We start from the raw sequence: 23,718 nt of genomic DNA, 5'->3' as shown, positions 1-23,718 counted from the left end.
TCTGACTGAAAGGGTTATTGCAACCCCCGTGCCAATGCTACGGATTTATTTAAGTTGTTGATAGTTAATGATTCTGTTTGTTGGTGTGGCTGGGGTGTCAGCAAGTGGCAGTGACGCGGCTGTCAGGAAATGACAACTGTGGCGGTATTGCATGACAAGCAACTATTCCTGTAAATTCGTGGATTATAATCCTTGTATTTACAGGAATAGCCCATGTTAAACCGCAATATTGCCGCTGACGTACAAGCCTATCTGGCGCATTTCCCGTCCTTGCTGATCACGGGCGCTCGGCAAGTGGGCAAATCCACGCTGGCGTTGCAGTTGGGGATTGAACACTACGTCACGCTGGATGACATCGCCACTTACCAAAGTGCCAAGGCTGACCCGAAAGGGTTTGTGCTCAGTTTGCCTAAGCCGGTGGTGATTGATGAAGTGCAGCGTGTGCCGGAATTGTTCGTTGCCATCAAGGAACAGATTGACCTTGACCGCACGCCGGGGCGGTTTGTGCTGACGGGTTCGAGCAGTTTGCAGGGTTTCCGCGACATTTCCGATTCGCTGGCGGGGCGGATTGGGATTGTGGATTTGTATGCCTTCAACCTCAGCGAGTTGTACGGGCGCAGTTTCAATTTCATCGACCAGGTGTTTTCTGGCGCGGCATTTCCGGCGGTGGCGCAAGTGAGGGATATTGTGCCGCATTTGCTCAAGGGTGGGTTTCCCGAAGTGCAGACGATTGCACACGCTAAAACGCGGATGTTGTGGTTCAGTTCGTACATTCGCACTTACATTGAGCGTGATTTGCATGACATGGGCAATATCCGCAATCTCGATAGCTTCATGCGCTTGTACCTGTCGCTGGCGTTACGCAGTGCCAATCTGCTCAACAAGTCCGATGTGGCGCGGGATTGCCAGCTTGACAATAAAACGCTGGATAATTACCTCGGTATCCTCAAGCACACTTACCAGATTGCGTTGCTCAAACCGTGGTTCAACAATGCGGCGAAACGGCTGGTGAAAATGCCCAAGGTGTTCATGCTCGATAGCGGCATTTTGTGCCACTTGCTCAAGCTCAGTAGCGCGGAGGATTTACAGCAATCCAGCCAACGCGGGGCGGTGTATGAAACGTTTGTGTTGAGTGAATTGGTGAAGGCGAATACTTACGCGGCGCAGCCAGTGGATTTGAGCTTTTACCGCACCAGTGATGGCAAGGAAATCGACTTCGTGCTGGATAACGGTAAAGGGCTGGTGTTGTTGGAAGTGAAGGCGGCGCATAGCGTGACTCCGGCGGATTTCCGGCCTATCAGCTACTTTATCGGGCAGAATCCGGGGCGGGTGGTACAGGGGATTGTGTTGTATGGCGGGGAACGGGTGTTGCCGTTTGGGGAAAGTGACGGGGTGAAGTTGTGGGCAGTGCCGTTGGGGATGATGGCGGGGGGTGGGATATAGTGGGTTGAGATACAGTCGCAAGGCGCGGTGGGGCTTAGATTTTCAACGTTTCGGGCGGGCGCGGCGGGGAGTAGATTGATCGGAGTCGTTGGCTGTCACCGCTTCCGTCGTTGATCGATGTTCTCATTAGGTTTTATTGAGATAATAAATGCTTGTCATTAATATCAATAAAGCAAGCGTCATTATTGATACGACAAAGCCATAATAATAATTTGGAGCTATTGTATTTTTAATATTTTCTACGATCTCGAAAGAAGCTCCGGTTATTGCCAACATAACACCTAAAAAAACCATAAAGGCAAAAGAATAATGAGACAATTTTGACAACGACACTCTTGTAAAAAACAATGATCGTGATGTCATTACAAATGCAATACCCATAAGATAGTAGTGAATTGCAAAAAATGAAAACTCAGTAGAAAAGATACTAGCAAGACCATATCCACAAAAAGCTGCCATTAAATAAAACGCTGCGTTAGCCCAATATCTCATTATTTTATTGATCATTAATTATGACTCGCACAACTAGAATATTGATTGGATAAGTAACATGCTGATATGTAAATCTCAGTAGTTCTCATTTTTTCTAAATTTTCGTTTATTATTCTTCCTTCTAATATTCCGGTTTTTGTAATCTTATTAGAACATCCTTGAAGGTAAGATAGATAATTATCTTCTACATATTTAGATCTAAGAAAAGGAAGGTCTGAATTAACATAATAGTCATCAGTTATTTTGTGCAGATTAATGTTTTCATTGCTAATTATGTATTTTTCATTGAATTTATCCATCGAGATATAGTAAGGAATATCTTGGTAATGATACTTTTTATCAAGTTTATCCTTCCAGTCTGTTCTCGATTTGTCGGCATAGCCTTTTACATACAAGTGAATTTCACTAATTTTATTATCAAGGTTGTTTGCTATTTCCAATGCAATCTTTGATATTTTATACAATGAGTTGTCGGAATTCGTCATTTCAACAAGTTGTGATCCTGGAACACCTTTGTTTGTATTTGCAAGAAGGTCGCATATTTTATTTAGTTTGCTTTTATCGTTTAGGAGATCAAGCTCATTGTTTCTAGTGTATTTCTTCTCGCCAAATGGTTGGTCAAGCAATATATTGTCATCTTTTATTTTTAATAGATAACTGTTGCATGTTTTACCTTCAATTTCTAAAAACTTATCGTTTAATTTAATTATTTCTATGTAATCATTTTTCTTGCTTATTTCTTCAATGGTAGAGTCAATCCATATGATTTCGTTTTTATTTTTAAAAGAAAAAACAATAACTGATACAAGAAAAACACTTGATAATATGATGCTTATCTTAAAAATTAAGGAAAATATCTTAATTAATTTTTGAGTCAAGAGTGATTACCTTGATGTGAAACCTAATGTCCAACATGACAGGCGCGGCGGGGAGTAAGCCGTTAAAAATCGCTGGCTATCCCCGCGTCCGTCGCCGATATGTTTATTAGTATTTTGATGGATAATTTATTTCACCTCCTCATAATAAAAATAATTATCCATATCTTCTTTTATTTTAGATTCACCCCTCGCCTCAAGTGCATTAATGCTGTCTTCAATCATCTTGCGAATTTCAGGATCATTTTCTTTTATTTTAAGAAGCGTTATTTCATGAAAGCGTGCCAGCTTTTTATCTTCCTCCTCAATAGAATAAGAAAGTCCTTCAACAAATGGGTAGGTAGAAACACCCGACTCAATTATATCATTTAATCTATTAATTTGTTTTTGCTGTTCCGTTAATAGTTGCTCAACACTTTCATTTTTCGATGAGAATTTTAATTTGGCTTTATCATACAAATAATTTACCAATAACCCAAGACAAATATTAGTTAGTCCTGCTGATAATTCTTGCATTACATAAGCAATTTCTGCACCATTATAATCAGTTGTAATGTTTTCAATATAAGATTCTTTAAATTCTTCTGGATATAAGCTAAAACACATAAATTGTGCAGTAGTATGTAGTGGAGTGAAATTATTCATCAATATTTAAACCGCTCTAAAAATTCACATTAATATAAAAATCATGATGGCTACGCAGGTTTATCATGTAGCATCTGCATGAACTATTGGATTGACTTTTTTAATTCACCAAAACTTTGATGTTGATGCCAAGATCAGAAACAATAATATTTTGCTCAGTCTCATAAACGAACGGGCAATTGCAAGGGTTGTGAATTTTGACAATGGAGTCAGAGGAATCAATTGAAGCCAAATAGGACTGAATGAATTCAACAGCCATTTTGAAATTGTCATTAGCTGATGTACTTTTGGCTTCGGTGTGATACGAGCGACTGACAGAAGCTTTATCTAAAACAGTAACTGTTGAATCGTAGTTTCCAGCACCTGATTCATAGATGTCTATGACAAATAATCGACCTTTCGCAGTTTGTACATGGATGTCGTGAACATTATGAAGTGGGGCCATAGAGAAAACTGTCGGCATTAGCAAATCCTTCTAAAAAAGATAGTCAATAAGATATTAATTTTGTCGTTTCGGATATACCTATTTTTAATCTACTATACTATGACCGAGTGTATCCCGTTAGCAGTTTGCTATTCGGCGTTCAAGAATATCAGAATATACAGCCTCCGCTCAACCAATAAGCAGAGACTGCCTATCTGGTTCGCCTAGTCTGGGATTGTCGTTGCTGCCTTCTGGTTCACGCCTGCCGTACATACACCGATGCCATACGAGGAATCGCTGACACGCTACCGCCCTACTGCGTCGAAACCAGCATAGGGTCAGTCGCGTGTTGTTATGATTGGTATGGCGTGTGTTGGGTTGTCGCCAATGTTTGACGAATTGCCTGAAACTCTATCATAAGTTAGTAAAAAATACCCACTAATAACGCCCGCATTCGTGTTTATAACCGTCAACATCAACCTCTTCGACACCCGAAACACGATGTTTACCTTGCAAAATCGTGTAAACCGCGAAAATCCGGTACGGCCCCGGTTCGGAATTCTTGAAAAATCCACGTTCTATGGCTTCTTTTGCTTCCGCAAACGTATTGAACAGGCAATGTTGGTTGACCGAAATATCAGCCGCTAATGCGTTGCATGACAGTGGCGAGCATTCCGGCTCGTTGTGTCCCGAAAACGTGGTGACGTCAAAGCCTTCGAGGTGCTTGTGTACTGGGATTTTTACGTCGGTTACGCATGATGGTTCGGGGGTGAACGTTGCCCATGTGTCGGTTTCTTCGACGTATTCGTACTCGTAGGCTTCGTAATAAAACAGGGTGGTGTCGCTTAGGTCGATATTTTCAGCCGCAGCGAGGGCTTCGATAATGGCGGGCGAATCGAACAGCCAGTAGCCGTTATGCTGCCAATAGTTGATGTAATCGGCAAAGCCGTGGGAAATGCAGTTGCTCAGTGAGTAGACATCAACGGTGTTGGCGGCTTGCAGCCAATCCGGTTTGATGACAACTTTTTTGTACATATAGCCGACGGGAATCATGGTGGTGTCCTTTTTCTATACGAATGTTGGCGTGCAATTCATAGGTTATTCTGTTGTACGATCTTTAGGTTATTGTGCTTTTTTCTGTGGCGATTCTGGGTAAACGCTCTGTCGAGGCGACGGATTCATTGAGTTCAGTCATGCATTATAGACCATAGGGCGTGCGTCTATCGTGAGTTAGTCGCTAAGCCCCGGTGCGCTGGATCACTGCCCGCACCGATTGGGTCAATGTCGCGGCTGTGTACGGAAAGCATAATTTGAGTATAATAACAGTCATATCTCATCAATATGGCTACTATTATGGTCGTTATGCAGCAACCCCGCACCTATTCCCGTTACACCATCGCCGCCAGCCAGTTGCTCGGTCAGCAAATCCGCCTCGGACGCAAGCGGCGCAAGTGGACAGCACACGCGCTGGCTGAACGCGCCGGAATTTCCCGTTCCACCTTACAAAAAATTGAAAGCGGCGATATGGGTGTGGCTATCGGCTTGGTGTTTGAAGTGGCGGCATTGGTCGGTGTGCGCCTGTTTGATGCGGATAGTGCCGAGTTAAATCGGCAAATCAGTCACGCCAGCGAGGTATTGGCGTTGTTGCCAAAGCATACCCACCCCGATAGGCAGGAGGTAGAGGATGATTTCTAATACCAAGGGCTACAAAGAAGCCTTTGTGTGGGTCTGGTTGCCGTGTAAACCGTTAGACGATTTATAGGTTATTCTGTTGTACGATCTTTAGGTTATTGTGCTGTTTTCTGCGGCGATTCTGGGTAAACGGTCTGTCGAAGCGACGGATTCATTGAGTTTGCGCAGTTTGGTTAGGGAGATTTGAAATTGCCCATTGCTGGGGAGCGTCTTGCCTGCAAACTGTTGCGCAACGCAGTGACAAGGCGGTGTTACTGATGACTACCTAGCGGAAACGTGTCATGCTCGCGGCTGCTTATCACTGCGAGGACACCATAATGAAAATCACACGCTGGTTCGCCACCTCTTTGTTTTGCCTGAGTGCGGTCGCCTCTGCCGATGCCCCTTTCATCGAACACACGACCGGCTTTTTCGCGTCCAGTATGCCGTTAGCTGAATGCCGGGAGCAGGGCAAAAAAGCCTTTACCACCTTGGGTATCACTGAAAAAAGCTCCACCAATCCGCGCAATGAAGTCGTTGGTTTTAAGGGCGATTACAAGGTTGTGCTGTATTGCGTGAGCGATGAAGGCGGCTGCGATGCACCGGAAGAGCCGTATGCCAGCGGTGGCACAGTCATTGTGGCAGGGGCAGAGTACGCTAAGGTCAAGGGGCTGGTTGATGGGGTGAAGGCGAAGTTGCAGTTGCAGTAACTCGACAATTACCTTGTGCGACTACCTCTCCCATGAATCTCAACCTCTTCAACACCCCGCCCGAACCGTGGACTGAACCCCTAAGCCCCGGTGCGCTGGTATTGCGCCAATACGCCACCGCCCACACCGACAGCTTGCTGGCAGGCATCCACGCCATTGCTGCCCAAGCCCCGTTCCGGCACATGCAAACACCCGACGGCTACACGATGTCGGTGGCGATGACCAACTGCGGCACGGCAGGCTGGATCACCGATCGCAAAGGTTATCGTTACAGCACCACCGACCCGCTGAGTGGGCAAGCGTGGCCTGCGCTGCCAGCGGATTTCCGCAGTTTGGCGCAAGCCGCAGCACTGGCGGCAGGTTTCCCCGCGTTTCAGCCGGATGCCTGCCTGATCAACCGCTATCCGGTGGGCGCAAAAATGGCACTGCATCAAGATCGCGACGAACACGACCTGACCGCGCCGATTGTGTCGGTGTCATTGGGCTTGCCCGCGACGTTCTTATGGGGCGGTTTGCAGCGCAGTGACAAGGCGCTGAAAGTGCCATTGCTGCACGGCGACGTGGTGGTGTGGGGCAGGGAAGCGCGGTTGGTATTCCACGGCATTGCGCCACTCAAGGCGGGGCAACATCCGCTGCTGGGTGAGGCGCGTATCAACCTGACGTTTCGGCAGGCGTTGTAACGACATCTCCCACACGCTCATGCTGCGTCCGTTCACCCCGATAGATTACATCGGGGCTGTGTGGGCGAAAATATTGGCATAATACTCGCCATCCAACGGTTCAGGGCGTCCGTGTTGCAAACGGGCTGATTCATAAAACACCACATCCCCCGGCGACATAATGACATGATGAATTTTTGCTTTGTGGTCAGCAATCTGTAATGCCCAGTCTTTTTCCACTTGTTGTGCGACATTAATAATCATACTGACTTGATGAGTATCAATCCGATCGACATGCATTTTTAAGGTTGCCCCACGCTGGTATTCTCTGATTCCATAAACTGCACTGGGCTTTAGTTTGATATTCACCCAATCTTCCAGCAGTGGGCAAATGACACTAAAAATTGCTTGGCGTAACTCTTCGCTTAATTCAATGAGTTTAGCAGGATGATGATCAGTAGTAGTTTGAATGTAGGTTCCAATCGCGTCATTTTCTTCTGCAACCGTATGCGCCCTATTTTTTTGATAAAATTCAGTAATAGTAGTAAATAAATCATCCGGTAGGCGCGTTTTCTTAAAACCCTCTGTCGTAAAACAAGGCAGTTGTTTATAGGGTAAAGTTTTAAACGGCGTGGTTATTGAGCCTTGGGTTCTAAACCATTTAGTGATAACCACTTTTTCACCGTGAACCACAGGTTTTGCCCAGTGCATTGTATAGGGATTAACTTCGCCTTTGGGGGTGAGATTATTCCAAACTACTGCCATGCCGCGTTTAGGTTTTATTTCTAAATCGATATCCGTAAAGCGTGTTTCTCCGCCTTCTTCCACGTCGGTTAAATAGATCATAAATGTCCAAGTGCGCTGCCCCTGATCACCTCCAAACTTTTCAAACTCCCATGTATTTGGCTCAAAATAATCCGTGTGTTTTTTAAACTGTTGCCCTACTTGATAATATTGCCCTTGGATTACTTCTGAGCGCTCTGGCTCAATACCCATGTATTCTGCGATACGTTGATCAATTTCTTGGGTCAGTGCATGAGCCTCTAGCAATAAATCACATGTTTGGCTGGTGCGAAAATATTTATCTGCTTCATCAGGGGTGGTTATAGTCGAAGGGCGACAATGGCTTTTAATCTGATCAACGAGTTGTACGCATTCACTAGCACTCAAAAAATCCTCCACCACATGCAACCGTACCTGATCGGAAGGAAGCCTTTGAGCAAAAGGCAGATGAATCGCATCCAACGCCTGATACATCTCCAAGTCTGGGTTCTCAGCAGGTGAAACACTGCTCATCGCTTGATTCATGAGCGTGACTAACGCATTTGATTGTGGCAAATATTTCATTTCATTGACAATCGTGAGTGGATGAAAGTTAGCGTCCATTAAAATTTTGACGATGCCATCTTTATCACACCCGCGTGAAATATTGAGCTGTAACCAATCTTTCCAACCTTTATCCATCTGTGTTTGCATCATAAACCCCATACTATTTTTAAAAACCATGCCATTAATAAAGAATACCTAGAAACCGTTCAAATCCTAGCCTGACACCTGACGTTTCGGCAAGCATTGTGACGAGCGACGTTAGAACGTAACCACTTCCACCCGTTCGCCATCCGTGATCAGCAGCCATGCGACAAGGTTTTGCAACGCGGAAATTTCCGGCAATTGCAAGCGGTATTTGCTGCCCCATCGGTCAGGAACACCCGCACGAAGTCACTAGGCTTAGCTTGCTTGTTCCAACACATCCCGTACCTGTTGCTGGAGCGACGGCGCAAGCCTCAACCCATTAGTAACCGCTTCATCCAGCATCGCTAGCGCAGTATGGGTATCCACGAGCTTGCTGCGGTTTGCCTGTATCAACAATCCCGCAAACCCCGTGATGCGAATGCCGAATTGTTTGGCAATCTGGCGACCTTTGCGTTCGTCAATAATCAGGGGCAGGTTGAGGCTGGTAGCCAGTTCGATAGCATTTGCTTCGCCTGCATCCAGCAATAGCAGGAGAGCGGTAAGCCGTTTTGACGCTGGCACATCCACGACGGTGAAGCAGGGTAAATGCGCCAACTGTGCGGTGATGTCGGGCGAACCCGCCTGTAATTCTGCCAATACCACGGCAGGTATCAGAATTTGCTCAAATAGCTTGCATAACAGCCCTAGTGATGCCAATTTTTCCAACACAATCAGGCTGGTGGTGTCGCTAACAATCACCGATTTCATGCAGCAAATAGCTCATCCAGCATTTGCAGGTCTTCCTGTAAATCGTAGTCGGCAAAGGGGATATTGAGTTCACCGAGCAGCTCTAGCGTGGCATGTTTGTTTTTCCCCAGCACTTTGCCTAATTGCCCAAGGCTCAAGTCGCCGCTCTGAAAGGCTTTGAGTGCCATCCAGTTTTTCAGCCCATTTTCCATGAGTTGGTGGCTGAATGGCAAAGCGACACCCAACGGTTCGCCGCGTCGGGTGATGAGCATGTACTCATTATTTTGCAGTAAATGGCTCAACTTGCCGGGGTTGGTTTGTAATTCCTTGATGCCGATGACGTTCATTGCAAATCACCTTGTACTAACGTTACGGAGTACTTGAGTATAGCATAGTTGAACTGTCAGTTACCCAATGGTGACGAATTCGCACCGTCGTGCCCATGCGCTCGAAGATTTTGCATAAGCCGTATACGGTGCGGTCAAAAAACACAAATTCATCCGCCACCTTATTCAGCCTGAGGTTTTGGCGAGGTTGTGGATAATGTCGTGGGCTTGGCTGGAATCGAAGCTGTCGGCTTGCATCGGGCGCAACGCCCATTCTGCAAACGGGCGCAGCACGTCTTGATACCACGTCGCACTCAGAGAGGTGCTTGGTCGGACAATTAACACGGCGGAATCAGTGTTGCCAGTTCCTTGCCATCTACCTCTTGGCGCAAATCGTAATCGACCAACAGGGGCAGATAGCCCGACTCTTTATCCAGTTGCAGGAAGGTGGTCGCGGGGATTTTGCCAGCAGGCAATTCGCTCTTGCGGCACGCATCCACTCCCACGCTCAAGGAGGTTTCCGGCTTTTTGCCACCATCCGCTTTTTTCGCCTTCACAGTGTCGCGGAAGTGTTGCAAGCGCGGAATATCCGCAGGTGCAAGCCGATACGCATACAGTTGATAGCCCGGTTTGGCGGCATCGGCGAGCGTTTTGCCTTCCAGTGCCAGAGGGATGGCTTCGAGGTTAAAGCGTTCGTTCACTGGCGTTTCACCGTCACGCTTCATGCCCAGTTCCAGCTTGACGCCATCAGGGCGTGGCGCAACCCAATCCGGCATTTGCGCGGCAACCCGCAATACCGCCGGGTCAACCGTCATAAAATCAGCGGTGGCCAGTTTGTATAGGGTTTTAACGGGGATTGCGGTACAGGCGCTCAACAAGATGATGGCAGCGATGGGTAAGAATCGTTTCATAAAAAGATACCGTTTAAGTTGAAAATATTATCGTAATACAATAATATTTTTCTACGCAACATGAAGATGAGATTTGTATGAAACTCCACCATTCCCGCCTCAAACATTGGCTTGCACCCCTGGCGCAAGTGATTGCCGTATTGCTGCTGCTATCCAATACCTTGCTGTGGTGGCTGCCAGATGGACAAGCACTCATCGTCAAACACTTTGCAACCCTGACCCATGAAACCATTCAGGTTACGCCGTTCGCGGTCGGTGTCGGCTGGGGAATTGCCACGCTGCACCTCTTGATCATGGTCTTTGGCATTTGGGCGATGGCAAGCGTGTTTCGCTTGTTGGCACAGGGGGACTATTTTCATGCCAACGTGGCGCTGCAATTGCGACGCTTTGGGCTGGCGTTGGTGGTCTTTGGCATTACCGGCCCGTTGGTACGGCTGTTAATGGTGCTGGCGGTAACGCTGGAAAACCCCGCCGGTCACCAAGCCATCGCGTTGAGCCTGGAAATGAATGATGTGCTGGTGGTGTTAATCGGGGCGTTAATGGTGATGCTTGCCCATGCCCTGCAAGCAGCCGCCGCCATTGCCGAAGACAACCGCCAGATTGTGTGACCGCCATGCCAATAATCGTGAACCTTGATGTGATGCTCGCCAAACGCAAAATGCGCTCGAAAGAGCTGGCGGAACGCATTGGCATTACCGAACAGAATGTGTCCCTGCTCAAATCTGGCAAGGTCAAAGGCATCCGCTTTGATACGCTGGAGAAAATTTGCGAGGTGTTACAATGCCAGCCGGGGGATATTTTGGTGTTTGAAGCAGAAGCTAGAGAGTAATAGGAATATCATCATGAATAATGTCACGCATGATACCACCCTGTGCCGTTGCGCATGGGTAGACCTGAGCAAACCCGATTACGTCGCCTATCACGACGAAGAATGGGGCGTACCCGTCCACGATGACCGCAAGCTGTTCGAGTTTATCGTGCTGGAATCGGCGCAAGCGGGCTTGAGTTGGTACACCATCCTGCGCAAGCGTGAGAATTACCGAAAAGCCTTCGACGATTTTGACCCCGAAAAAATTGCGCTCTATGACGCTGCCAAAGTCGAGGAATTGCTCGGCAATGCCGGAATCATCCGCAATCGCCTGAAAGTGTTGGCAACCATCAATAATGCGCAACGCTTTCTCGCTGTTCAGGCAGAATTCGGCAGTTTTGATGCGTATTTGTGGCAGTTTGTCGGCGGAAAACCGATCGTAAACCACCGGAAAACGTTGGCAGAATACACTACCACCACGCCGGAATCGGATGCGATGAGTAAGGATTTGAAAAAGCGCGGCTTCAAATTCATGGGGTCGACCGTGTGTTACGCGCACATGCAGGCGACAGGGATGGTGAATGACCACATGCTCGACTGCTTCCGACGCAATGAGGAGCCTGAAATGGACACCATTGGAATCACCCTAACCGACACCCTTGCACCAAGGAAAAAACTCCCTGTATAGTGCCGACCATGAACACCGTAACCACCTTTTTCACCCACGCCTATCGCTGGCTAAAACTCTGCAAATACACGCGGAGCAGCTAGTTTTTGCCTTTTTTCATTAGCTGCGGGATTCCCCAGTTAATGACGCTTAATCCCGCAGCACCCTTTTTGGAGACAATCATGCGGGAAATACCCAACGACGACGACACCCCAAACTATTTCCGCACAGGCTGGATGCTGGCAGTGGGCGGCACGGCGTTGTTCGCACTCAAATCCATTTTCATCAAGCTGGCTTACGCGGAAGGGGTGGATACGACGACCTTGCTGACCTTGCGGATGCTGGTTGCGCTGCCGTTTTATGCGGTGATGCTGGCTTGGTTGCTGCGTGAACCGCGCACGGTGAAGCCGTTGCCGTTGGAATTTGCCGCGATTATGGGCTTGGGTTTCATGGGCTATTACTTGTCATCGTGGCTGGATATGCAGGGCTTGAACTACGTGTCGGCGCAATTGGAACGCCTGACGCTGTATACCTACCCGATTATGACGACGGTGTTGGGTTGGTTGTGGTTGCGTGAAGTAATTACCCTGCGTGTTTTGTTGGCATTGGTGTTGACCTACAGCGGGGTGATGGTGCTGTATTTGCACGAAGCGAGCTTCGGCGGTAGTGATGTCAGTTTTGGCGTCATGTTGGTGGCGATGTCGGCGTTATCCTTTGCGTTTTACGTGGTGTGGAGCAAGCGACTGATCGGCAGGCTGGGCAGCCGTTTGTTCACCAGTCTGGCGATGTTGGTGTCGACGGTGTTTGTGTGCATCCATTTCCTATTGACCCATCAGGTTGAGGATTTGTGGGTTAGCCCGACGGCGTGGGGTTATGCGGTGCTGTTGGGGATTTTCAGCACAGTGTTGCCGAGTTTCATGGTCAGCGAAGCGATTGCGCGGATTGGGGCAGCACGTACCAGCATTGTGGGGACAGCCGGGCCGATCATCACGATTTTGCTGGCAGTGGCGTTACTGGGCGAACCGTTTGGCTGGTTTCACTTGGCAGGGATAGTGCTGGTGATGGTGGGTGTGGGGTTGTTGGGGAAGAAATAAGATGTGATGGTGACGTTTTTGGTTATGAATTCACCATCAACACCACTACCACCATATCCTTGTCAGCATCTGCCCGGAAATATTCCGCATGGCGGCTTTGAAACTCCTGTTTCACGGTCGCCACGTTTTCAGGTTTGACTTGGGCAATACGCATGGCTTCATCCAAATGGCTGCCGCCGCCACGTAAGGTTTCTTCGCGCAAGGCGGAATAATGCGCCTGCACATAAGCACTGACGCGCTGGCGGCGAGCATCATATGCCGCTTCCGTAAACGTGCCGCCGATCAGGGAGGGGATGTCCCATACCGTCGGCAAGTGGCTGGGGCTGCCCGGACTGGAACAGCCGCTGAGACAGGTTGCCAACGCTAACAGGTATAAATGCGGGGGTGTCAGTTGCATGGTGATGTTCCTCATTACATGTCGTCGGTTGCTGAACGGGTGTCGCTACGCCATCGACAACACTTTCAAAGACAGATGTGTCGTGACAAAGATGACGAAGTGGTGGAATACGCCCTGCCAGCACCTTAACGCCGTAATACCAACAGCAAATACCCCAAACTCAACAGGCTGGAAAGTGCCGCTGCAAAATAGGTTAATGCCGCTGCTGTCAGCACCTGACGGGCAGCGGGCAGGTGTTCGGGAGGCAGGTAGCCTTCCTCCAAAATCGGTAAGGCTTTCTCAAAACTGGCATCCCATTCTTCGGGCAGCACAATCAGGTAGGTGAGTGCCCCGACAATGTGCAATGCCGCACTGATGAGGATGGGTAATAACATGGCTACTGGGGAACGGCTCAATAAACCAAACAGCGGCGCAAGCCATAATGCCATTGAGCCACTGCGCTGAATTTTTATTGCCAAGGGAATATAACGGGCGCGACGCTCAAAAATGGGTTCGCGGCGGTGGAACTGGATGGCGTGACCAACTTCATGCGCGGCAATCGCCACGGCGGTGAGGGAACGCCCGTTGAAGTTGCTGGGGCTGAGGCGCACCATTTGCGCTTCTGGGTCAAAATGGTCGTTATTTTCCTCGGTCATTTCAACGCGGATACCATCCAGTTTGAAACGCTCGATCAAATGTTGTGCTAATTCACCGCCCGTACCGGGCATATCGGGCAACTCCGCAGCGTGGCGGCGCATGACCTGCTTCACCCACCATTGCGGCGCGTAAATCAGGGCGGCAAACAGCAGCATCAGTACTATCAACACAGACATAGTGGCTCACCTTCGGCAACGACGCATTGTGTTCAGCTTACTCCCCCTGACGCTTCGCCATCAATGCCGCCACACCACGCTCGTTTTCCCCGCCGCTGGCTTCAAGGGCTTGCCTGACATGGTGCTGGTCTGCCGCACTGCGGTTCTGGCTGAGTTTGTATTTGGCTTGCAGTGATTCGATGCTGATTTCAAAGCCAACAATCGCTTCCAGCATTTTGGCGGGGTAGGCGGGAATCCAAGCGGTTTCACGGCTGCCTTCGTATTGCGCACTCAGGCGTTCGACTTTTTCCCGCAACCATTCTGCCTCGTGGATGACGCGCACCTTGCCATAAACATGCACGGCGGTGTAATTCCAAGTGGGTACGCCTGCGCCTGCGTACCATGTGGGTGAAACATAGGCGTGTGCGCCTTGGAAGATTGCCAACACCTGCGGGTTTGCTGCCAAGTGCTGCCATTGCGGGTTGGCTTTGGCAAGATGCCCGGAAAGTGTGAGTGGTTCGCCCTGTTCCAGCAGAAACGGGATGTGGCTGGCGTAGGGAGCACCAGCCTCAACCGTGACCAACGTGCCGAAAGCGTGGGCGGCGATGAAACGCAAGATTTCGGCTTGGTCGTGTTCGGCAAAGTGTTTGGGGATGTACATGGGCGTTACTCCTGTTTTAACTTTATAGCTATTAGCTGAATTAATTCGCTATTCGCAAATAGCGAACATCGGAGTCGGGCAGACTATCAACGTTTTTCCGGCGGTATCCCCTGCAACCTTAGCAACAAGTGCCGATGCGCTTCCCAATCCACCGGACGAAGCTTAACGATTGTCGCGGCAGGATATTCCCCAAGGTAATTATCCCCCTTCCAGTTGGTCACAGGACGTATCGGGCGCGGAACAAAACCTCCGCCACAATTCGGGCAAGTGTTACTGAGCAAGCTGACGCAATCGCTGCAAAAGGTACATTCAAAGCTGCAAATCATCGCATCGGTAGCATGAGGTGGCAGTGGTTTGTTGCAGTTTTCGCAAGTAGGGCGCAATTCAAGCATGGGGTGTTTCCTTCTCAAACGAGTTCAACATCGGGCAGATTGGCATATACCTGTTCAACCGTTGCACTGCTTTCCAACACCTTTACTACAACGGGCAGCGGTTCGGCAAAAATTCCCGGTAAATCCTGTTCCTGCGGATTCAACAGCGGAAACGCCAGTTGTTCGGTAGGCGGGCAAAATTCAGCAGCCACACCCGGCTTATTGCCCCGCGCATCCACCCGATACCAACCGTAGTCTGGCAGGTAGAGCGCATTCAACCCGTGCAGGCAAAACGGCGGCTCATCGGTAATGGTCAAACGCTGGTAACACAAGCCCGCAGGAATGCCATTCGCCCGCAACAACGCAGCCAGCAAATGACTTTTGGCGTAGCAATAGCCCGTGCCGTGTTGCAACACCTCCGACGCTTTGCACGTCACCGGATTGAGGCGGTAATCCCAACTGTGCTTGATGGCATCGCGCACGAATTCAAAGCAGGCTTTGGCAATGGTTTCGGGGGTAGTGCAACCTGCCGCTAACGCTTGGGCTTGCGCCAATACGTGCGGATGCTGCCAGTCGATGTAATAGCTGCTGGCTAAGTAGGTTTGCATAACACCCCTGTCGGTTTGCCATCCAGCGTAAGCTGATTTTTCTCTTCCCAATACGCACGAATACCGGCGTCGCCTTTCTTCGCTGCCCAATCGCGTAACAGCTCACGTTCGCCCTGATAGTCGAACAAGGGGACTGCCATGCCGCACGAGGTTTGCACAATTTCGATGTTCAGCACGAAAACCTGCCGTGCCCCTGGAATCGGCTCAAATTTGCCGTACCATTGCGCCCATTCTGCATCGTGTTGGTGGTAAACCGTGGCAGTGCCATACAAACGCAAGATCAGCGGATTGCCCTCAAACGCGCAGAACATCAGCGTCATGCGCCCGTTTTTCTGCACATGCGCTGCCGTTTCATTGCCGCTACCGGTCATGTTTAACCATGCAACGGTGGAGTCGTCCAGCACCCGCAGCGAATCCATGCCTTTGGGGGAAAGGTTTACGCGCCCGTCGGCGGGGGCAGTGCTGACAAAAAAGATTTTCTGTTCGGCGATGAAATGGGTTAGCCGTTCGTTCAAGGTGTCGAAGCGTTGTGCCATGAAGGTGAATCCGTCACTATAGAAAGCATGACTTTAGCAGATACCATAACCACCAAACCATGTACCACAGAAACACTTACCCCATCTCCCTCCTTGTCATCTCAGTATGACGCCCCGTAACCTGTTTGACCTAATCCTGCTGGCTGCCCTTTGGGGCGGGTCATTCCTGTTCATGCGCTATGCAGCTCCGGCATTCGGGGCGATTCCGCTGATCTGGCTGCGGGTGGCGATTGCGGCGGCGTGCCTGTTGCCATTGCTGTGGTGGCACGGGCAAAGCGGGCAGTTGTGGCAGAACGCCGGGGCAATGCTGGTGGTGGGTTTGCTTAATTCTACTGTGCCGTTTGTGCTGATTGCGTGGGCGGTGCTGTCGATTACCTCCGGGCTGGCTTCTATCCTGAATGCGATTACGCCGATTTTTACTGCGCTGATTGGCGTGTTGTGGCTGAAGGAGAAGCTCAGCAAGTCGCAGATGTTGGGCTTGCTGATTGGGTTTGGCGGGGTGTTGCTGCTGGCGGCGGACAAAGCCGATTTTAAACCGGGTGGTTCCGGTTGGGCGATTGTGGCGATGCTGGTTGCAACCTTGTGTTATGGCATCGTGACCCATTACATCCGGCACAAGCTGGCGGGTATTCCGTCGCTGGTGACGGCGACCGGGGCGCAGTTGGCGGCAGCGATTGTGTTGTTGCCGTTCGCATATTGGTTCTGGCCTGCGGTCATGCCAGACCTGAAGGCATGGCTGGCGGTGATCGGGTTGGGCGTGGGGTGTACGGCGCTGGCATTCGTGCTGTTTTTCCGGCTGCTGGCGGAAGTCGGCGCATCGCGGGCGGTGGCAGTCACGTTCCTGATCCCGGTATTTGGAGTGCTGTGGGGGAGCCTGTTTCTGGGCGAAACCGTCAGTACGCCGATGCTGGTCGGTGGGGCGGTAATTGTTTTGGGAACGGCACTGGCGACTGGGGTGTTGCGTTTGCCTGCCCGTTGATATCCGCCACTTGGCTGGTGCATTGGGTAGCAGAAATCCAGCAGGCATTTCTGGCAACCCGACCAACCTAAGAGTGAAAAAGCCTAATCAGGCGGGCTTACGCGCCCAGGGCACAACGGCCGTCACTAACTGCTGCACTGCCAGCAGCGGGTCTGTTTCGTTAGTAGTTCTAACCCGCACGCCGTATTGCTTCATCTGATTGATAAAACTTTTCCCGCACGGGCCGGTGATCAAATAATCCAACGCCAACAACGGGTGATCGCCGCGCTTGTCCCATGCATGGATCGACATTTCCATCGACAACTCCAACGAATCAAGGGGTTGCACTGCTTGCTCGGCACTCCATTCGTACATCAAAAAGCTGCGGGCTTTGCTGGCGTGTCCGGTAACGGTACGCAAATTTTGGCTGGTAACGCCGATTTTCATAATAGTGGCTCTGTGACGTGATAAGGTTTGTCTTGCGTAATGGTACAGTACAATGATCGAAAGATCGCCCACCTTGTGGAGTGCATGGAGGAAACACAGTGATGGCTACAAAAGTTCATAAGGCGATTTGACGGGTGGCAATGCTATTATCCTGCCCAGATTATTCATGAGAGAGAAAACCATGCCATTAACCATCCCCGCGCTACTCCGCCAACTCGACACCCAGCCCGAAGCCCTCGATTTCGCCAGCGTGATTGCCAGCATCGACGCGCATTACCACTACACGCCGCAAACCTTCCACAACGGTAACGGCGACGATTGCGTCACCAGCCCGGCGGGGACGAATGCAGGCTCGTGCAAAGTGTTCGCTTTCGGGCAACTGCAAGGGCTTTCTGAGGCGCAAACCCTGACCTGTTTTGCCGAACATTACCGCAAGGTCTTGGCAACACCGGATGACACTGACCATGCCAATATCCGTACTTTCCTACGTCACGGCTGGGCGGGTATCCGCTTTGACGGTGTGGCGTTGGAGGCGGAGGCGGCTAAAAATTCTGCCTAAGCCATTTACACAAAATGCTTTAACGTTAGGAAAGCATGACCGTGATTGAAATTAAATATCCACAAGAGCTGGCACGTTTGCGCCGCCTTGCCTTGGCTGCACAGGGCTTGCTACAAACTCAACCTTATGGGCGTGGTTTGGAGGGAGCACGCAAAGCGATTAATCACATAGGCTATGTGCAGATCGATACCCTATCGGTAGTGGAGCGGGCGCACCATCATGTTTTTTACTCCAGAGTGCCTGATTTTAAACCAGCCATGACCAACCAAATGTTGCTTAAGGGTGATATTTTTGAGTATTGGTCGCACGCCGCCGCTTTTCTACCCATTGCTGATTTTCGCTTTTCTTTGCCCTACAAACACGCCATTAAGAGCGGTCAAACCCATTGGTATAAGACCCTTGACAAGAAGCTCATGGATGAACTGTTGGCTCGTATACGTTCAGATGGCCCGATACGATCTCGCGATGTAGAAACGAATACTACAAAACGTGCAGGCTGGTGGGATTGGAAGCCTGCCAAACAGGCGCTTGAACAGATGTATATGGAGGGTGATCTCATGGTCAGTGACCGCAAAGGTTTTCAAAAAACCTATGATCTAACCGAGCGGGTACTGCCACCTCACGTCAATACACAAATGCCCAGCATGGAAGAATTTGCGACGCACATGCTTGATCAACAGTTACGCTGTCATGGGATTGTTTCCCTCAAAGGACTGACTTACCAGCGTCGCGATACTGAACTGCGCAAGGCGGTGAAAGCTTTGGTCAATGAAAGGCTGGCGCAGCGCACTTTGGAACAAGTACAAGTGAGCAGTGGCGAAATATTTATAGTGGAAACCGGCTCACTAGAATGTACCTTGCCCCAGTTAGATGACCGAATGTTGATTCTTTCCCCATTCGACAACAGTGTTATTCAGCGCGAACGGCTCAAAGCACTGTTTCAATTCAATTATCAGATGGAATGTTATGTACCCGAAGCCAAACGTCAGTATGGCTACTTTTGCCTACCGCTACTTTACCGCGATGCGTTTATTGGGCGGATGGATTGTAAAGCCCATCGAAAAATCAGCCATTTAGAAATCAAATCCCTCCATTGGGAACAACACAATATTGATGAGGATTTGGTTATGACGGCTTTTGTAGATGCCATTACCCAATTCTGCCAGTTTCAACAATGTGACTCCGTATCTTTGACTAAAACCCACTCCAAACATCTCACCCAACGTTTGCACAGTGCGCTAAAACCCCTAGGGTGAAGCCAAACTCAAGACAGTGCTACGAATGTGTAACATAGGCAGAATGTAGTAGGTAAGGCGCGGCAGATTTGGTTTTCCCGTGGTGATGGTGTGATTCGTTGGGAACGTTTGGGAAAGGTGGTAGAGTGAATTCACTAAATAACGCTAAGCTGAGGAATCCATGAGCAAACCCACCCACGAGAAAGCAGGCTTTTCCACCCGTGCCATCCACCACGCCTACGATGCTTACGCAGGCACAGGCGACTTGAATCCGCCCATACACCTGAGTTCGACCTACACTTTCCCCACGGTGGAAGACGGCAGCGCACGGTTTGCGGGTGAACAGCAAGGTTTCGTGTATTCTCGCGTCGGCAACCCTACCACGGTGTTGCTGGAACAACGCCTCGCCGATTTGGAAGGCGGGGAAGCGGCGTTGGTCACAGCCTCCGGCATGGGCGCAACCGCCGCCTTGCTGTGGACATTGCTCAAACCGGGCGATGAAATTATTGCCGACAAAACGCTGTACGGTTGCACCTATGCGTTTTTCAATCACGGGCTGGCGAAGTTCGGCGTAACCATTACTCACGTCGATATGGCTGACCCCGCCAATCTTGCGGCTGCGATTAGTGCGAAAACCCGCATCGTATTCTTTGAATCGCCTGCCAACCCGAATATGCGACTGGTGGATATTCCGGCGGTTGTAGCCATTACCCACCAACACGACAACTGCAAAGTGGTGGTCGATAACACTTATTGCACACCGTACTTGCAACGCCCGCTGGAATTGGGCGCGGATTACGTGGTGCATTCCGCCACCAAATACCTCGGCGGGCACGGCGACCTGATTGCTGGAGCCATTGTTGGCGATGCGGAAACGCTGACCCAAGTGCGCTTTTACGGCATCAAGGATATGACCGGCGCGGTAATGTCATCGCAGGATGCGTTTCTGGTATTACGCGGCTTGAAAACCCTCGCGCTGCGGATGGATCGGCACTGCCAGAATGCGCAAGCGATTGCGACATTCCTTGCCAATCACCCCAAGGTGGAAGTCTGCCATTACCCCGGTCTGGAAAGTTTCCCGCAATACGCCTTGGCACAGCGGCAAATGGCGCAACCTGGCGGCATGGTGGCGTTTGAACTCAAGGGCGGCTTTGCAGCGGGTTGTCGTTTCATGAATGCCTTGAACCTGATTACCCGTGCGGTGAGTTTGGGCGATGCGGAAAGTTTGGCGCAACACCCTGCCAGCATGACCCATTCCACCTATACGCCGGAAGAGCGGGCGGAACACATGATCAGCGAAGGGTTGGTCAGGTTGTCGGCGGGGTTGGAGGATGTGGCGGATTTGCTGCGGGATGTTGAGCAGGCGTTGGCGTTTGCTTGAAAAAATCGTGGTCAGAACACGATTCTGACCTTAACCCGCCCGTTGACCGACCATCACCAAGGCTTGTTCCACCTCCGCCGTCCACGGTTGCGCACAACTGAGGCGGAGGCAATTCCGGTATTTTTGCGTGGCGGAAAAGATTTGCCCCGGTGCGATGCTAATCCCTTGTTTGAGCAAGTCTTGCGTCATCAGCAAGGTATCCGTGCCTTCCGCCAACTCCACCCACAAAACGAAGCCGCCTTTGGGTTGCGTCACCCGCGTGTCTGTGGGGAAATGCTGGCTAATGGCGTGGCTGAATAAATCGACTTGGCGGGCGTAGCGGGTTTGTACTTGGCGCAAATAACGTTCGTAGCCGCCGTGCGCAAGGAAATCCGCCAGAGCCAATTGGGGCAAGGTCGGTGCAGCAAGGTTGGCGACGTATTTGAGGTATTCGGCGCGGCGGAAAAAGCGTTCCGGCAATACCATCCAGCCAATCCGCAAGCCTTGCGCCACGGTTTTGGAAAACGATGCACAGTAAATCACGTTGCCGTTGGCGGGGTCTGGCTCGACACTGAGCAAATTGGGCGGGCGTGCGCCGTTGAAACCGAGATCGCCGTAAATGTCATCTTCGATCAGCAGCAGGTTGTGACGGTGGGCGAGGACGACCAATTGTTGCTTGCGCTCCACTGGCATCAAGCTACCGAGCGGGTTACTGAAATTGGGGATCAGCACGCACGCTTTTACTGACCATTGTTCCAAAGCGAGTTCGAGCGCGGGCAGGCTGATACCTGTTTGCGGATCGGTAGGGATTTCCAGCGCCTTCATGCCCAGTGCTTCAATGACTTGCAGCAAGCCGTAGAAGGTCGGCGATTCGATAGCGATGATGTCGCCTGCACTGGCAACGGTTTGCAAGGCGAGGGAAAGGGCTTCCTGACAGCCGTTGGTGATGAGGATGCGATTGGCAGCAACGGGGCTGCCACACAAGTGCATCCGCCGCGCAAGTTGGTGCTGCAATTCGGGTAAACCGGGCGGGAAGGCGTAGTTGGCGGCGCGTTTGCCGTAGTGCCGCACGGTGTTGGCGAGGCTGCGCTGGAAGGTTCGCATTGGCATGAACGATTCATCCGGCACGGCAGCACCGAGTTGCACGAAATCGGCGCGGCTGGTGACTTGTGCGAGTTGTAACACCAGTTCCTGCCCCGCCACGGGCGTAGGTTTGGGGGTGGGTTGCGAGGTGGTGGGCAAGGCAGATTTGAGCCGGGGGCGCAGGCGGATGTAATAACCGGAACGCGGGCGGGCTTCGATCAGCCCAAGGTTTTCGAGCTGGCGTTGCGCTTGCACAATAGTGGAAATACTCACACCGAACTGCTGGCTGAGGCGGCGCACACCGGGCAGGCGTGAGCCTTGTGGGTAGATGCCGTTGTCGATGTGGGCGCTGAGTTTGCTGGCAATATCGTCGTAGAGGGTCATGGCGGATAATCTAAGGCTGTATGGCTGTGTTAGCAAGCAGCAGCCCCCTTTCATCGCAAACTCCCTGCCTGTCATCTCCTTCTTAGTCAATCGCCATAATATTTCGACTAATAAAGTGAAAATAGTGATTTACATATTATTACAAGGAGAGTAGGCCATGAACGTCATCAACCCCAATACTTATACAAACCCGACCAGTTACACCAGACAGAATAGCCGCACGGATGCAACCAACAACCGTTCCAGCCGTGACCGGGGTAATCAGTCAAAAACAAGTAGTTCCCCTTTTCAGAACAGCGACCTGTTATCCGCCCTGAAACAGCTTGTACAGCATCTGGTGCAGCAGATTCAGCCCAAACGGGACAAGCCATCAGGCGACAACCCTAACTGCCCACCACAAAATAACCCACAAGGCATCCAACTGACCGATAACCAGCGGCAAAATATTGCTTTCACATTGGGAGTCAATGCTGACAGCATCAGCGTGGCAGATAGCAACAAGGATGGCACGGTTTCAGCAGGCGACCAGATCAAGGCCAGTTTCACTACCGACACTGGCGGTACAGAAACATTGACGCGCACGGTAGATGAGGGGTTTGCGCTCGACATCAACGGTAAATTGGGCACACCACTGGACATGAACATGGTAGGCACGGGTGGCGTCAGCGTCAGCACAAGTATCAAAAATCATCTTGGCCTTCCCGGTGGCGGGAGCTTCCATGATCAGGATGGTTCCGGCAACCTGAGTGCAGGCGATATTATCAAGTCGGTTAGCCGTGACCCCGGCGGACAGGGTACGCCAAGCTATTACACCCTTACTGCTGCCAACATGCAGTCACTGAAAGATGCTGGCATTTATCCACCTGCAAGCCTCACACCACCATCCAATCAGCCTCTCACGCTTTCTTCCTTGCAACGGGACAATATCAATGCGGGTATTGGTTTTGTTAACGCCGATAATGTCTCGATTCTGGATCGGGATGCTTCTGGTACGGTGAGTGAAGGAGATTTGTTCAAAGCCACCTATATCCCAGAGACTGCCCAGATCACTGATTTTGAAAGAACGCTCAACGCAAATGATGCTGCCTTGATCAATGGGAAGTTTGGCTCCCTGTTACCGCTAAATGAGGACGGGAAACAGCCACTTCGGGATGCCCTGAATACGCCTGCTGAACGCTTTGAAGCAGTATTCGACCGTGATGGTTCGGGAACGCTGAATACTGGTGATGTTGCACTCGGCTCCTTCAATGGTGCGTTTGGAGGTACTCCCCCGCCTCAATTCCCTACCAGCTACGTCACACTGGAGGTCGCACCAGATGGGACGATTAACCGGAAGGACTGAGGTCAGCACCTAATTGGCTGGGATAGGCAGGAGAAACGATACAGTTTCTCCTGCCTGATTAG

The 23,718-nt window shown here is 50.6% G+C and carries 31 protein-coding genes and 1 pseudogene; 13 read left to right on the top strand and 19 right to left on the bottom strand.

Annotated elements, in window-relative coordinates:
* Window positions 1-213: 213 nt before the first annotated feature.
* On the top strand, window positions 214-1,443 hold the full coding sequence (locus L2Y54_RS01355; protein WP_236499374.1) for an ATP-binding protein: 1,230 nt from the start codon (window positions 214-216) through the stop codon (window positions 1,441-1,443).
* Window positions 1,444-1,569: 126 nt separating this feature from the next.
* On the opposite strand, the gene L2Y54_RS01350 is transcribed toward L2Y54_RS01355, so the two are convergent.
* From L2Y54_RS01350 to L2Y54_RS01330, 5 genes are all read right to left on the bottom strand, one after another.
* Entirely contained in the window at window positions 1,570-1,950 is a 381-nt protein-coding gene (locus L2Y54_RS01350) for a hypothetical protein (protein WP_236499372.1), read from the bottom strand.
* Window positions 1,950-2,813 (bottom strand): hypothetical protein, encoded by an 864-nt coding sequence (locus tag L2Y54_RS01345; RefSeq protein ID WP_236499370.1) that lies wholly within the window; start codon window positions 2,811-2,813, stop codon window positions 1,950-1,952. The genes L2Y54_RS01350 and L2Y54_RS01345 overlap by 1 nt, the downstream gene beginning before the upstream one ends.
* A gap of 126 nt (window positions 2,814-2,939) precedes the next feature.
* On the bottom strand, window positions 2,940-3,455 hold the full coding sequence (locus L2Y54_RS01340) for a hypothetical protein (RefSeq protein WP_236499368.1): 516 nt from the start codon (window positions 3,453-3,455) through the stop codon (window positions 2,940-2,942).
* A 100-nt stretch (window positions 3,456-3,555) separates the two neighbouring features.
* A complete protein-coding gene (locus L2Y54_RS01335) occupies window positions 3,556-3,918 on the bottom strand; it encodes a hypothetical protein (RefSeq protein WP_236499367.1) in 363 nt (120 codons plus the stop codon).
* A 399-nt stretch (window positions 3,919-4,317) separates the two neighbouring features.
* On the bottom strand, window positions 4,318-4,932 hold the full coding sequence (locus L2Y54_RS01330) for a hypothetical protein (protein ID WP_236499366.1): 615 nt from the start codon (window positions 4,930-4,932) through the stop codon (window positions 4,318-4,320).
* Between the two features lie 288 nt (window positions 4,933-5,220).
* Between L2Y54_RS01330 and L2Y54_RS01325 the strand changes: the two genes are divergently transcribed.
* Window positions 5,221-5,574 (top strand): helix-turn-helix transcriptional regulator, encoded by a 354-nt coding sequence (locus L2Y54_RS01325; RefSeq protein WP_236499364.1) that lies wholly within the window; start codon window positions 5,221-5,223, stop codon window positions 5,572-5,574.
* Between the two features lie 87 nt (window positions 5,575-5,661).
* Here L2Y54_RS01325 and L2Y54_RS21810 read toward each other — a convergent pair.
* Window positions 5,662-5,760: pseudogene (locus tag L2Y54_RS21810) on the bottom strand (hypothetical protein); the annotation flags it as partial.
* Window positions 5,761-5,888: 128 nt separating this feature from the next.
* Here L2Y54_RS21810 and L2Y54_RS01320 point away from each other — a divergent pair.
* Entirely contained in the window at window positions 5,889-6,260 is a 372-nt protein-coding gene (locus tag L2Y54_RS01320) for a hypothetical protein (protein ID WP_236499362.1), read from the top strand.
* Between the two features lie 32 nt (window positions 6,261-6,292).
* Window positions 6,293-6,940, top strand: a complete 648-nt coding sequence (alkB, locus tag L2Y54_RS01315) for a DNA oxidative demethylase AlkB (protein WP_236499361.1) — start codon at window positions 6,293-6,295, stop codon at window positions 6,938-6,940.
* Window positions 6,941-6,985: 45 nt separating this feature from the next.
* Here the strand turns inward: alkB and L2Y54_RS01310 are convergent, their stop codons facing one another.
* The 5 genes from L2Y54_RS01310 to L2Y54_RS01290 all read right to left on the bottom strand — a co-directional run bounded on the left by L2Y54_RS01310 (window position 6,986) and on the right by L2Y54_RS01290 (window position 10,355).
* A complete protein-coding gene (locus tag L2Y54_RS01310) occupies window positions 6,986-8,398 on the bottom strand; it encodes a prolyl hydroxylase family protein (RefSeq protein ID WP_236499359.1) in 1,413 nt (470 codons plus the stop codon).
* A 249-nt stretch (window positions 8,399-8,647) separates the two neighbouring features.
* Window positions 8,648-9,139 carry a PIN domain-containing protein gene (locus tag L2Y54_RS01305; protein ID WP_236499357.1) on the bottom strand — a complete coding sequence of 164 codons (492 nt, stop codon included), beginning with the start codon at window positions 9,137-9,139 and terminating at the stop codon, window positions 8,648-8,650.
* Window positions 9,136-9,465 carry a UPF0175 family protein gene (locus tag L2Y54_RS01300; RefSeq protein WP_236499356.1) on the bottom strand — a complete coding sequence of 110 codons (330 nt, stop codon included), beginning with the start codon at window positions 9,463-9,465 and terminating at the stop codon, window positions 9,136-9,138. Before L2Y54_RS01300 ends, L2Y54_RS01305 begins: the two co-directional genes overlap by 4 nt.
* Window positions 9,466-9,630: 165 nt before the next feature.
* Window positions 9,631-9,789 carry a hypothetical protein gene (locus L2Y54_RS01295; protein WP_236499354.1) on the bottom strand — a complete coding sequence of 53 codons (159 nt, stop codon included), beginning with the start codon at window positions 9,787-9,789 and terminating at the stop codon, window positions 9,631-9,633.
* Complete coding sequence (locus L2Y54_RS01290) at window positions 9,783-10,355, bottom strand: hypothetical protein (RefSeq protein WP_236499352.1); 573 nt, start codon at window positions 10,353-10,355, stop codon at window positions 9,783-9,785. Before L2Y54_RS01290 ends, L2Y54_RS01295 begins: the two co-directional genes overlap by 7 nt.
* A 77-nt stretch (window positions 10,356-10,432) precedes the next feature.
* Between L2Y54_RS01290 and L2Y54_RS01285 the strand changes: the two genes are divergently transcribed.
* The 4 genes from L2Y54_RS01285 (at window position 10,433) to L2Y54_RS01270 (ending at window position 12,924) form a co-directional block, all read left to right on the top strand.
* The gene (locus L2Y54_RS01285) at window positions 10,433-10,963 is read left to right on the top strand and encodes a DUF2975 domain-containing protein (RefSeq protein ID WP_236499350.1); all 531 of its coding nucleotides are present in this window, start codon (window positions 10,433-10,435) and stop codon (window positions 10,961-10,963) included.
* Window positions 10,964-10,968: 5 nt separating this feature from the next.
* Entirely contained in the window at window positions 10,969-11,184 is a 216-nt protein-coding gene (locus L2Y54_RS01280; protein WP_236499348.1) for a helix-turn-helix domain-containing protein, read from the top strand.
* 13 nt (window positions 11,185-11,197) lie between these two features.
* Window positions 11,198-11,851, top strand: coding sequence for a DNA-3-methyladenine glycosylase I (locus L2Y54_RS01275; RefSeq protein ID WP_236499346.1), 654 nt, complete (start codon window positions 11,198-11,200; stop codon window positions 11,849-11,851).
* Window positions 11,852-12,012: 161 nt separating this feature from the next.
* Complete coding sequence (locus tag L2Y54_RS01270; RefSeq protein ID WP_236499344.1) at window positions 12,013-12,924, top strand: DMT family transporter; 912 nt, start codon at window positions 12,013-12,015, stop codon at window positions 12,922-12,924.
* Between the two features lie 22 nt (window positions 12,925-12,946).
* On the opposite strand, the gene L2Y54_RS01265 is transcribed toward L2Y54_RS01270, so the two are convergent.
* The 6 genes from L2Y54_RS01265 to L2Y54_RS01240 form a co-directional block, all read right to left on the bottom strand.
* Window positions 12,947-13,321 (bottom strand): hypothetical protein, encoded by a 375-nt coding sequence (locus tag L2Y54_RS01265; protein ID WP_236499342.1) that lies wholly within the window; start codon window positions 13,319-13,321, stop codon window positions 12,947-12,949.
* A gap of 125 nt (window positions 13,322-13,446) precedes the next feature.
* Entirely contained in the window at window positions 13,447-14,133 is a 687-nt protein-coding gene (locus tag L2Y54_RS01260; protein ID WP_236499340.1) for a zinc metallopeptidase, read from the bottom strand.
* A gap of 37 nt (window positions 14,134-14,170) precedes the next feature.
* Window positions 14,171-14,773 (bottom strand): FMN-binding negative transcriptional regulator, encoded by a 603-nt coding sequence (locus L2Y54_RS01255; protein WP_236499338.1) that lies wholly within the window; start codon window positions 14,771-14,773, stop codon window positions 14,171-14,173.
* Window positions 14,774-14,859: 86 nt separating this feature from the next.
* Window positions 14,860-15,165 carry a DUF1272 domain-containing protein gene (locus L2Y54_RS01250; protein WP_236499336.1) on the bottom strand — a complete coding sequence of 102 codons (306 nt, stop codon included), beginning with the start codon at window positions 15,163-15,165 and terminating at the stop codon, window positions 14,860-14,862.
* Between the two features lie 14 nt (window positions 15,166-15,179).
* Complete coding sequence (locus L2Y54_RS01245) at window positions 15,180-15,752, bottom strand: transglutaminase-like domain-containing protein (protein WP_236499334.1); 573 nt, start codon at window positions 15,750-15,752, stop codon at window positions 15,180-15,182.
* Entirely contained in the window at window positions 15,737-16,288 is a 552-nt protein-coding gene (locus L2Y54_RS01240) for a pyridoxamine 5'-phosphate oxidase family protein (RefSeq protein WP_236499333.1), read from the bottom strand. The genes L2Y54_RS01245 and L2Y54_RS01240 overlap by 16 nt, the downstream gene beginning before the upstream one ends.
* A gap of 106 nt (window positions 16,289-16,394) precedes the next feature.
* Here L2Y54_RS01240 and L2Y54_RS01235 point away from each other — a divergent pair, with 106 nt between their 5' ends.
* Window positions 16,395-17,267, top strand: a complete 873-nt coding sequence (locus L2Y54_RS01235; protein WP_236499331.1) for a DMT family transporter — start codon at window positions 16,395-16,397, stop codon at window positions 17,265-17,267.
* Between the two features lie 87 nt (window positions 17,268-17,354).
* Here L2Y54_RS01235 and L2Y54_RS01230 read toward each other — a convergent pair whose 3' ends face one another.
* Window positions 17,355-17,693, bottom strand: a complete 339-nt coding sequence (locus L2Y54_RS01230) for a NifB/NifX family molybdenum-iron cluster-binding protein (RefSeq protein WP_236499329.1) — start codon at window positions 17,691-17,693, stop codon at window positions 17,355-17,357.
* Between the two features lie 181 nt (window positions 17,694-17,874).
* Between L2Y54_RS01230 and L2Y54_RS01225 the strand changes: the two genes are divergently transcribed.
* The 3 genes from L2Y54_RS01225 to L2Y54_RS01215 all read left to right on the top strand — a co-directional run bounded on the left by L2Y54_RS01225 (window position 17,875) and on the right by L2Y54_RS01215 (window position 20,868).
* A complete protein-coding gene (locus tag L2Y54_RS01225; RefSeq protein ID WP_236499327.1) occupies window positions 17,875-18,252 on the top strand; it encodes a HopJ type III effector protein in 378 nt (125 codons plus the stop codon).
* Between the two features lie 35 nt (window positions 18,253-18,287).
* Complete coding sequence (locus L2Y54_RS01220) at window positions 18,288-19,508, top strand: winged helix-turn-helix domain-containing protein (RefSeq protein ID WP_236499325.1); 1,221 nt, start codon at window positions 18,288-18,290, stop codon at window positions 19,506-19,508.
* Between the two features lie 160 nt (window positions 19,509-19,668).
* Window positions 19,669-20,868 (top strand): methionine gamma-lyase, encoded by a 1,200-nt coding sequence (locus L2Y54_RS01215; protein WP_236499323.1) that lies wholly within the window; start codon window positions 19,669-19,671, stop codon window positions 20,866-20,868.
* Between the two features lie 30 nt (window positions 20,869-20,898).
* Here the strand turns inward: L2Y54_RS01215 and L2Y54_RS01210 are convergent, their stop codons facing one another.
* Entirely contained in the window at window positions 20,899-22,350 is a 1,452-nt protein-coding gene (locus L2Y54_RS01210; protein ID WP_236499321.1) for an aminotransferase-like domain-containing protein, read from the bottom strand.
* 121 nt (window positions 22,351-22,471) lie between these two features.
* Here L2Y54_RS01210 and L2Y54_RS01205 point away from each other — a divergent pair, with 121 nt between their 5' ends.
* Entirely contained in the window at window positions 22,472-23,656 is a 1,185-nt protein-coding gene (locus tag L2Y54_RS01205) for a hypothetical protein (RefSeq protein WP_236499319.1), read from the top strand.
* Window positions 23,657-23,718: the final 62 nt, after the last annotated feature.

This window comes from Thiothrix winogradskyi, assembly GCF_021650935.1.
Lineage (GTDB): Bacteria > Pseudomonadota > Gammaproteobacteria > Thiotrichales > Thiotrichaceae > Thiothrix > Thiothrix winogradskyi.
This window is presented reverse-complemented; position numbering and strand designations above follow the sequence as displayed.

Coding starts and splice junctions, on each gene's coding strand:
- L2Y54_RS01355 (WP_236499374.1), top strand. CDS start 214: ATGTTAAACCGCAATATTGCCGCTGACGTACAAGCCTATCTGGCGCAT.
- L2Y54_RS01350 (WP_236499372.1), bottom strand. CDS start 1,950: ATGATCAATAAAATAATGAGATATTGGGCTAACGCAGCGTTTTATTTA.
- L2Y54_RS01340 (WP_236499368.1), bottom strand. CDS start 3,455: ATGAATAATTTCACTCCACTACATACTACTGCACAATTTATGTGTTTT.
- L2Y54_RS01335 (WP_236499367.1), bottom strand. CDS start 3,918: ATGCCGACAGTTTTCTCTATGGCCCCACTTCATAATGTTCACGACATC.
- L2Y54_RS01330 (WP_236499366.1), bottom strand. CDS start 4,932: ATGATTCCCGTCGGCTATATGTACAAAAAAGTTGTCATCAAACCGGAT.
- L2Y54_RS01325 (WP_236499364.1), top strand. CDS start 5,221: ATGGCTACTATTATGGTCGTTATGCAGCAACCCCGCACCTATTCCCGT.
- L2Y54_RS01320 (WP_236499362.1), top strand. CDS start 5,889: ATGAAAATCACACGCTGGTTCGCCACCTCTTTGTTTTGCCTGAGTGCG.
- alkB (WP_236499361.1), top strand. CDS start 6,293: ATGAATCTCAACCTCTTCAACACCCCGCCCGAACCGTGGACTGAACCC.
- L2Y54_RS01310 (WP_236499359.1), bottom strand. CDS start 8,398: ATGATGCAAACACAGATGGATAAAGGTTGGAAAGATTGGTTACAGCTC.
- L2Y54_RS01305 (WP_236499357.1), bottom strand. CDS start 9,139: ATGAAATCGGTGATTGTTAGCGACACCACCAGCCTGATTGTGTTGGAA.
- L2Y54_RS01300 (WP_236499356.1), bottom strand. CDS start 9,465: ATGAACGTCATCGGCATCAAGGAATTACAAACCAACCCCGGCAAGTTG.
- L2Y54_RS01290 (WP_236499352.1), bottom strand. CDS start 10,355: ATGAAACGATTCTTACCCATCGCTGCCATCATCTTGTTGAGCGCCTGT.
- L2Y54_RS01285 (WP_236499350.1), top strand. CDS start 10,433: ATGAAACTCCACCATTCCCGCCTCAAACATTGGCTTGCACCCCTGGCG.
- L2Y54_RS01280 (WP_236499348.1), top strand. CDS start 10,969: ATGCCAATAATCGTGAACCTTGATGTGATGCTCGCCAAACGCAAAATG.
- L2Y54_RS01275 (WP_236499346.1), top strand. CDS start 11,198: ATGAATAATGTCACGCATGATACCACCCTGTGCCGTTGCGCATGGGTA.
- L2Y54_RS01270 (WP_236499344.1), top strand. CDS start 12,013: ATGCGGGAAATACCCAACGACGACGACACCCCAAACTATTTCCGCACA.
- L2Y54_RS01265 (WP_236499342.1), bottom strand. CDS start 13,321: ATGCAACTGACACCCCCGCATTTATACCTGTTAGCGTTGGCAACCTGT.
- L2Y54_RS01260 (WP_236499340.1), bottom strand. CDS start 14,133: ATGTCTGTGTTGATAGTACTGATGCTGCTGTTTGCCGCCCTGATTTAC.
- L2Y54_RS01255 (WP_236499338.1), bottom strand. CDS start 14,773: ATGTACATCCCCAAACACTTTGCCGAACACGACCAAGCCGAAATCTTG.
- L2Y54_RS01250 (WP_236499336.1), bottom strand. CDS start 15,165: ATGCTTGAATTGCGCCCTACTTGCGAAAACTGCAACAAACCACTGCCA.
- L2Y54_RS01245 (WP_236499334.1), bottom strand. CDS start 15,752: ATGCAAACCTACTTAGCCAGCAGCTATTACATCGACTGGCAGCATCCG.
- L2Y54_RS01240 (WP_236499333.1), bottom strand. CDS start 16,288: ATGGCACAACGCTTCGACACCTTGAACGAACGGCTAACCCATTTCATC.
- L2Y54_RS01235 (WP_236499331.1), top strand. CDS start 16,395: ATGACGCCCCGTAACCTGTTTGACCTAATCCTGCTGGCTGCCCTTTGG.
- L2Y54_RS01230 (WP_236499329.1), bottom strand. CDS start 17,693: ATGAAAATCGGCGTTACCAGCCAAAATTTGCGTACCGTTACCGGACAC.
- L2Y54_RS01225 (WP_236499327.1), top strand. CDS start 17,875: ATGCCATTAACCATCCCCGCGCTACTCCGCCAACTCGACACCCAGCCC.
- L2Y54_RS01220 (WP_236499325.1), top strand. CDS start 18,288: ATGACCGTGATTGAAATTAAATATCCACAAGAGCTGGCACGTTTGCGC.
- L2Y54_RS01215 (WP_236499323.1), top strand. CDS start 19,669: ATGAGCAAACCCACCCACGAGAAAGCAGGCTTTTCCACCCGTGCCATC.
- L2Y54_RS01205 (WP_236499319.1), top strand. CDS start 22,472: ATGAACGTCATCAACCCCAATACTTATACAAACCCGACCAGTTACACC.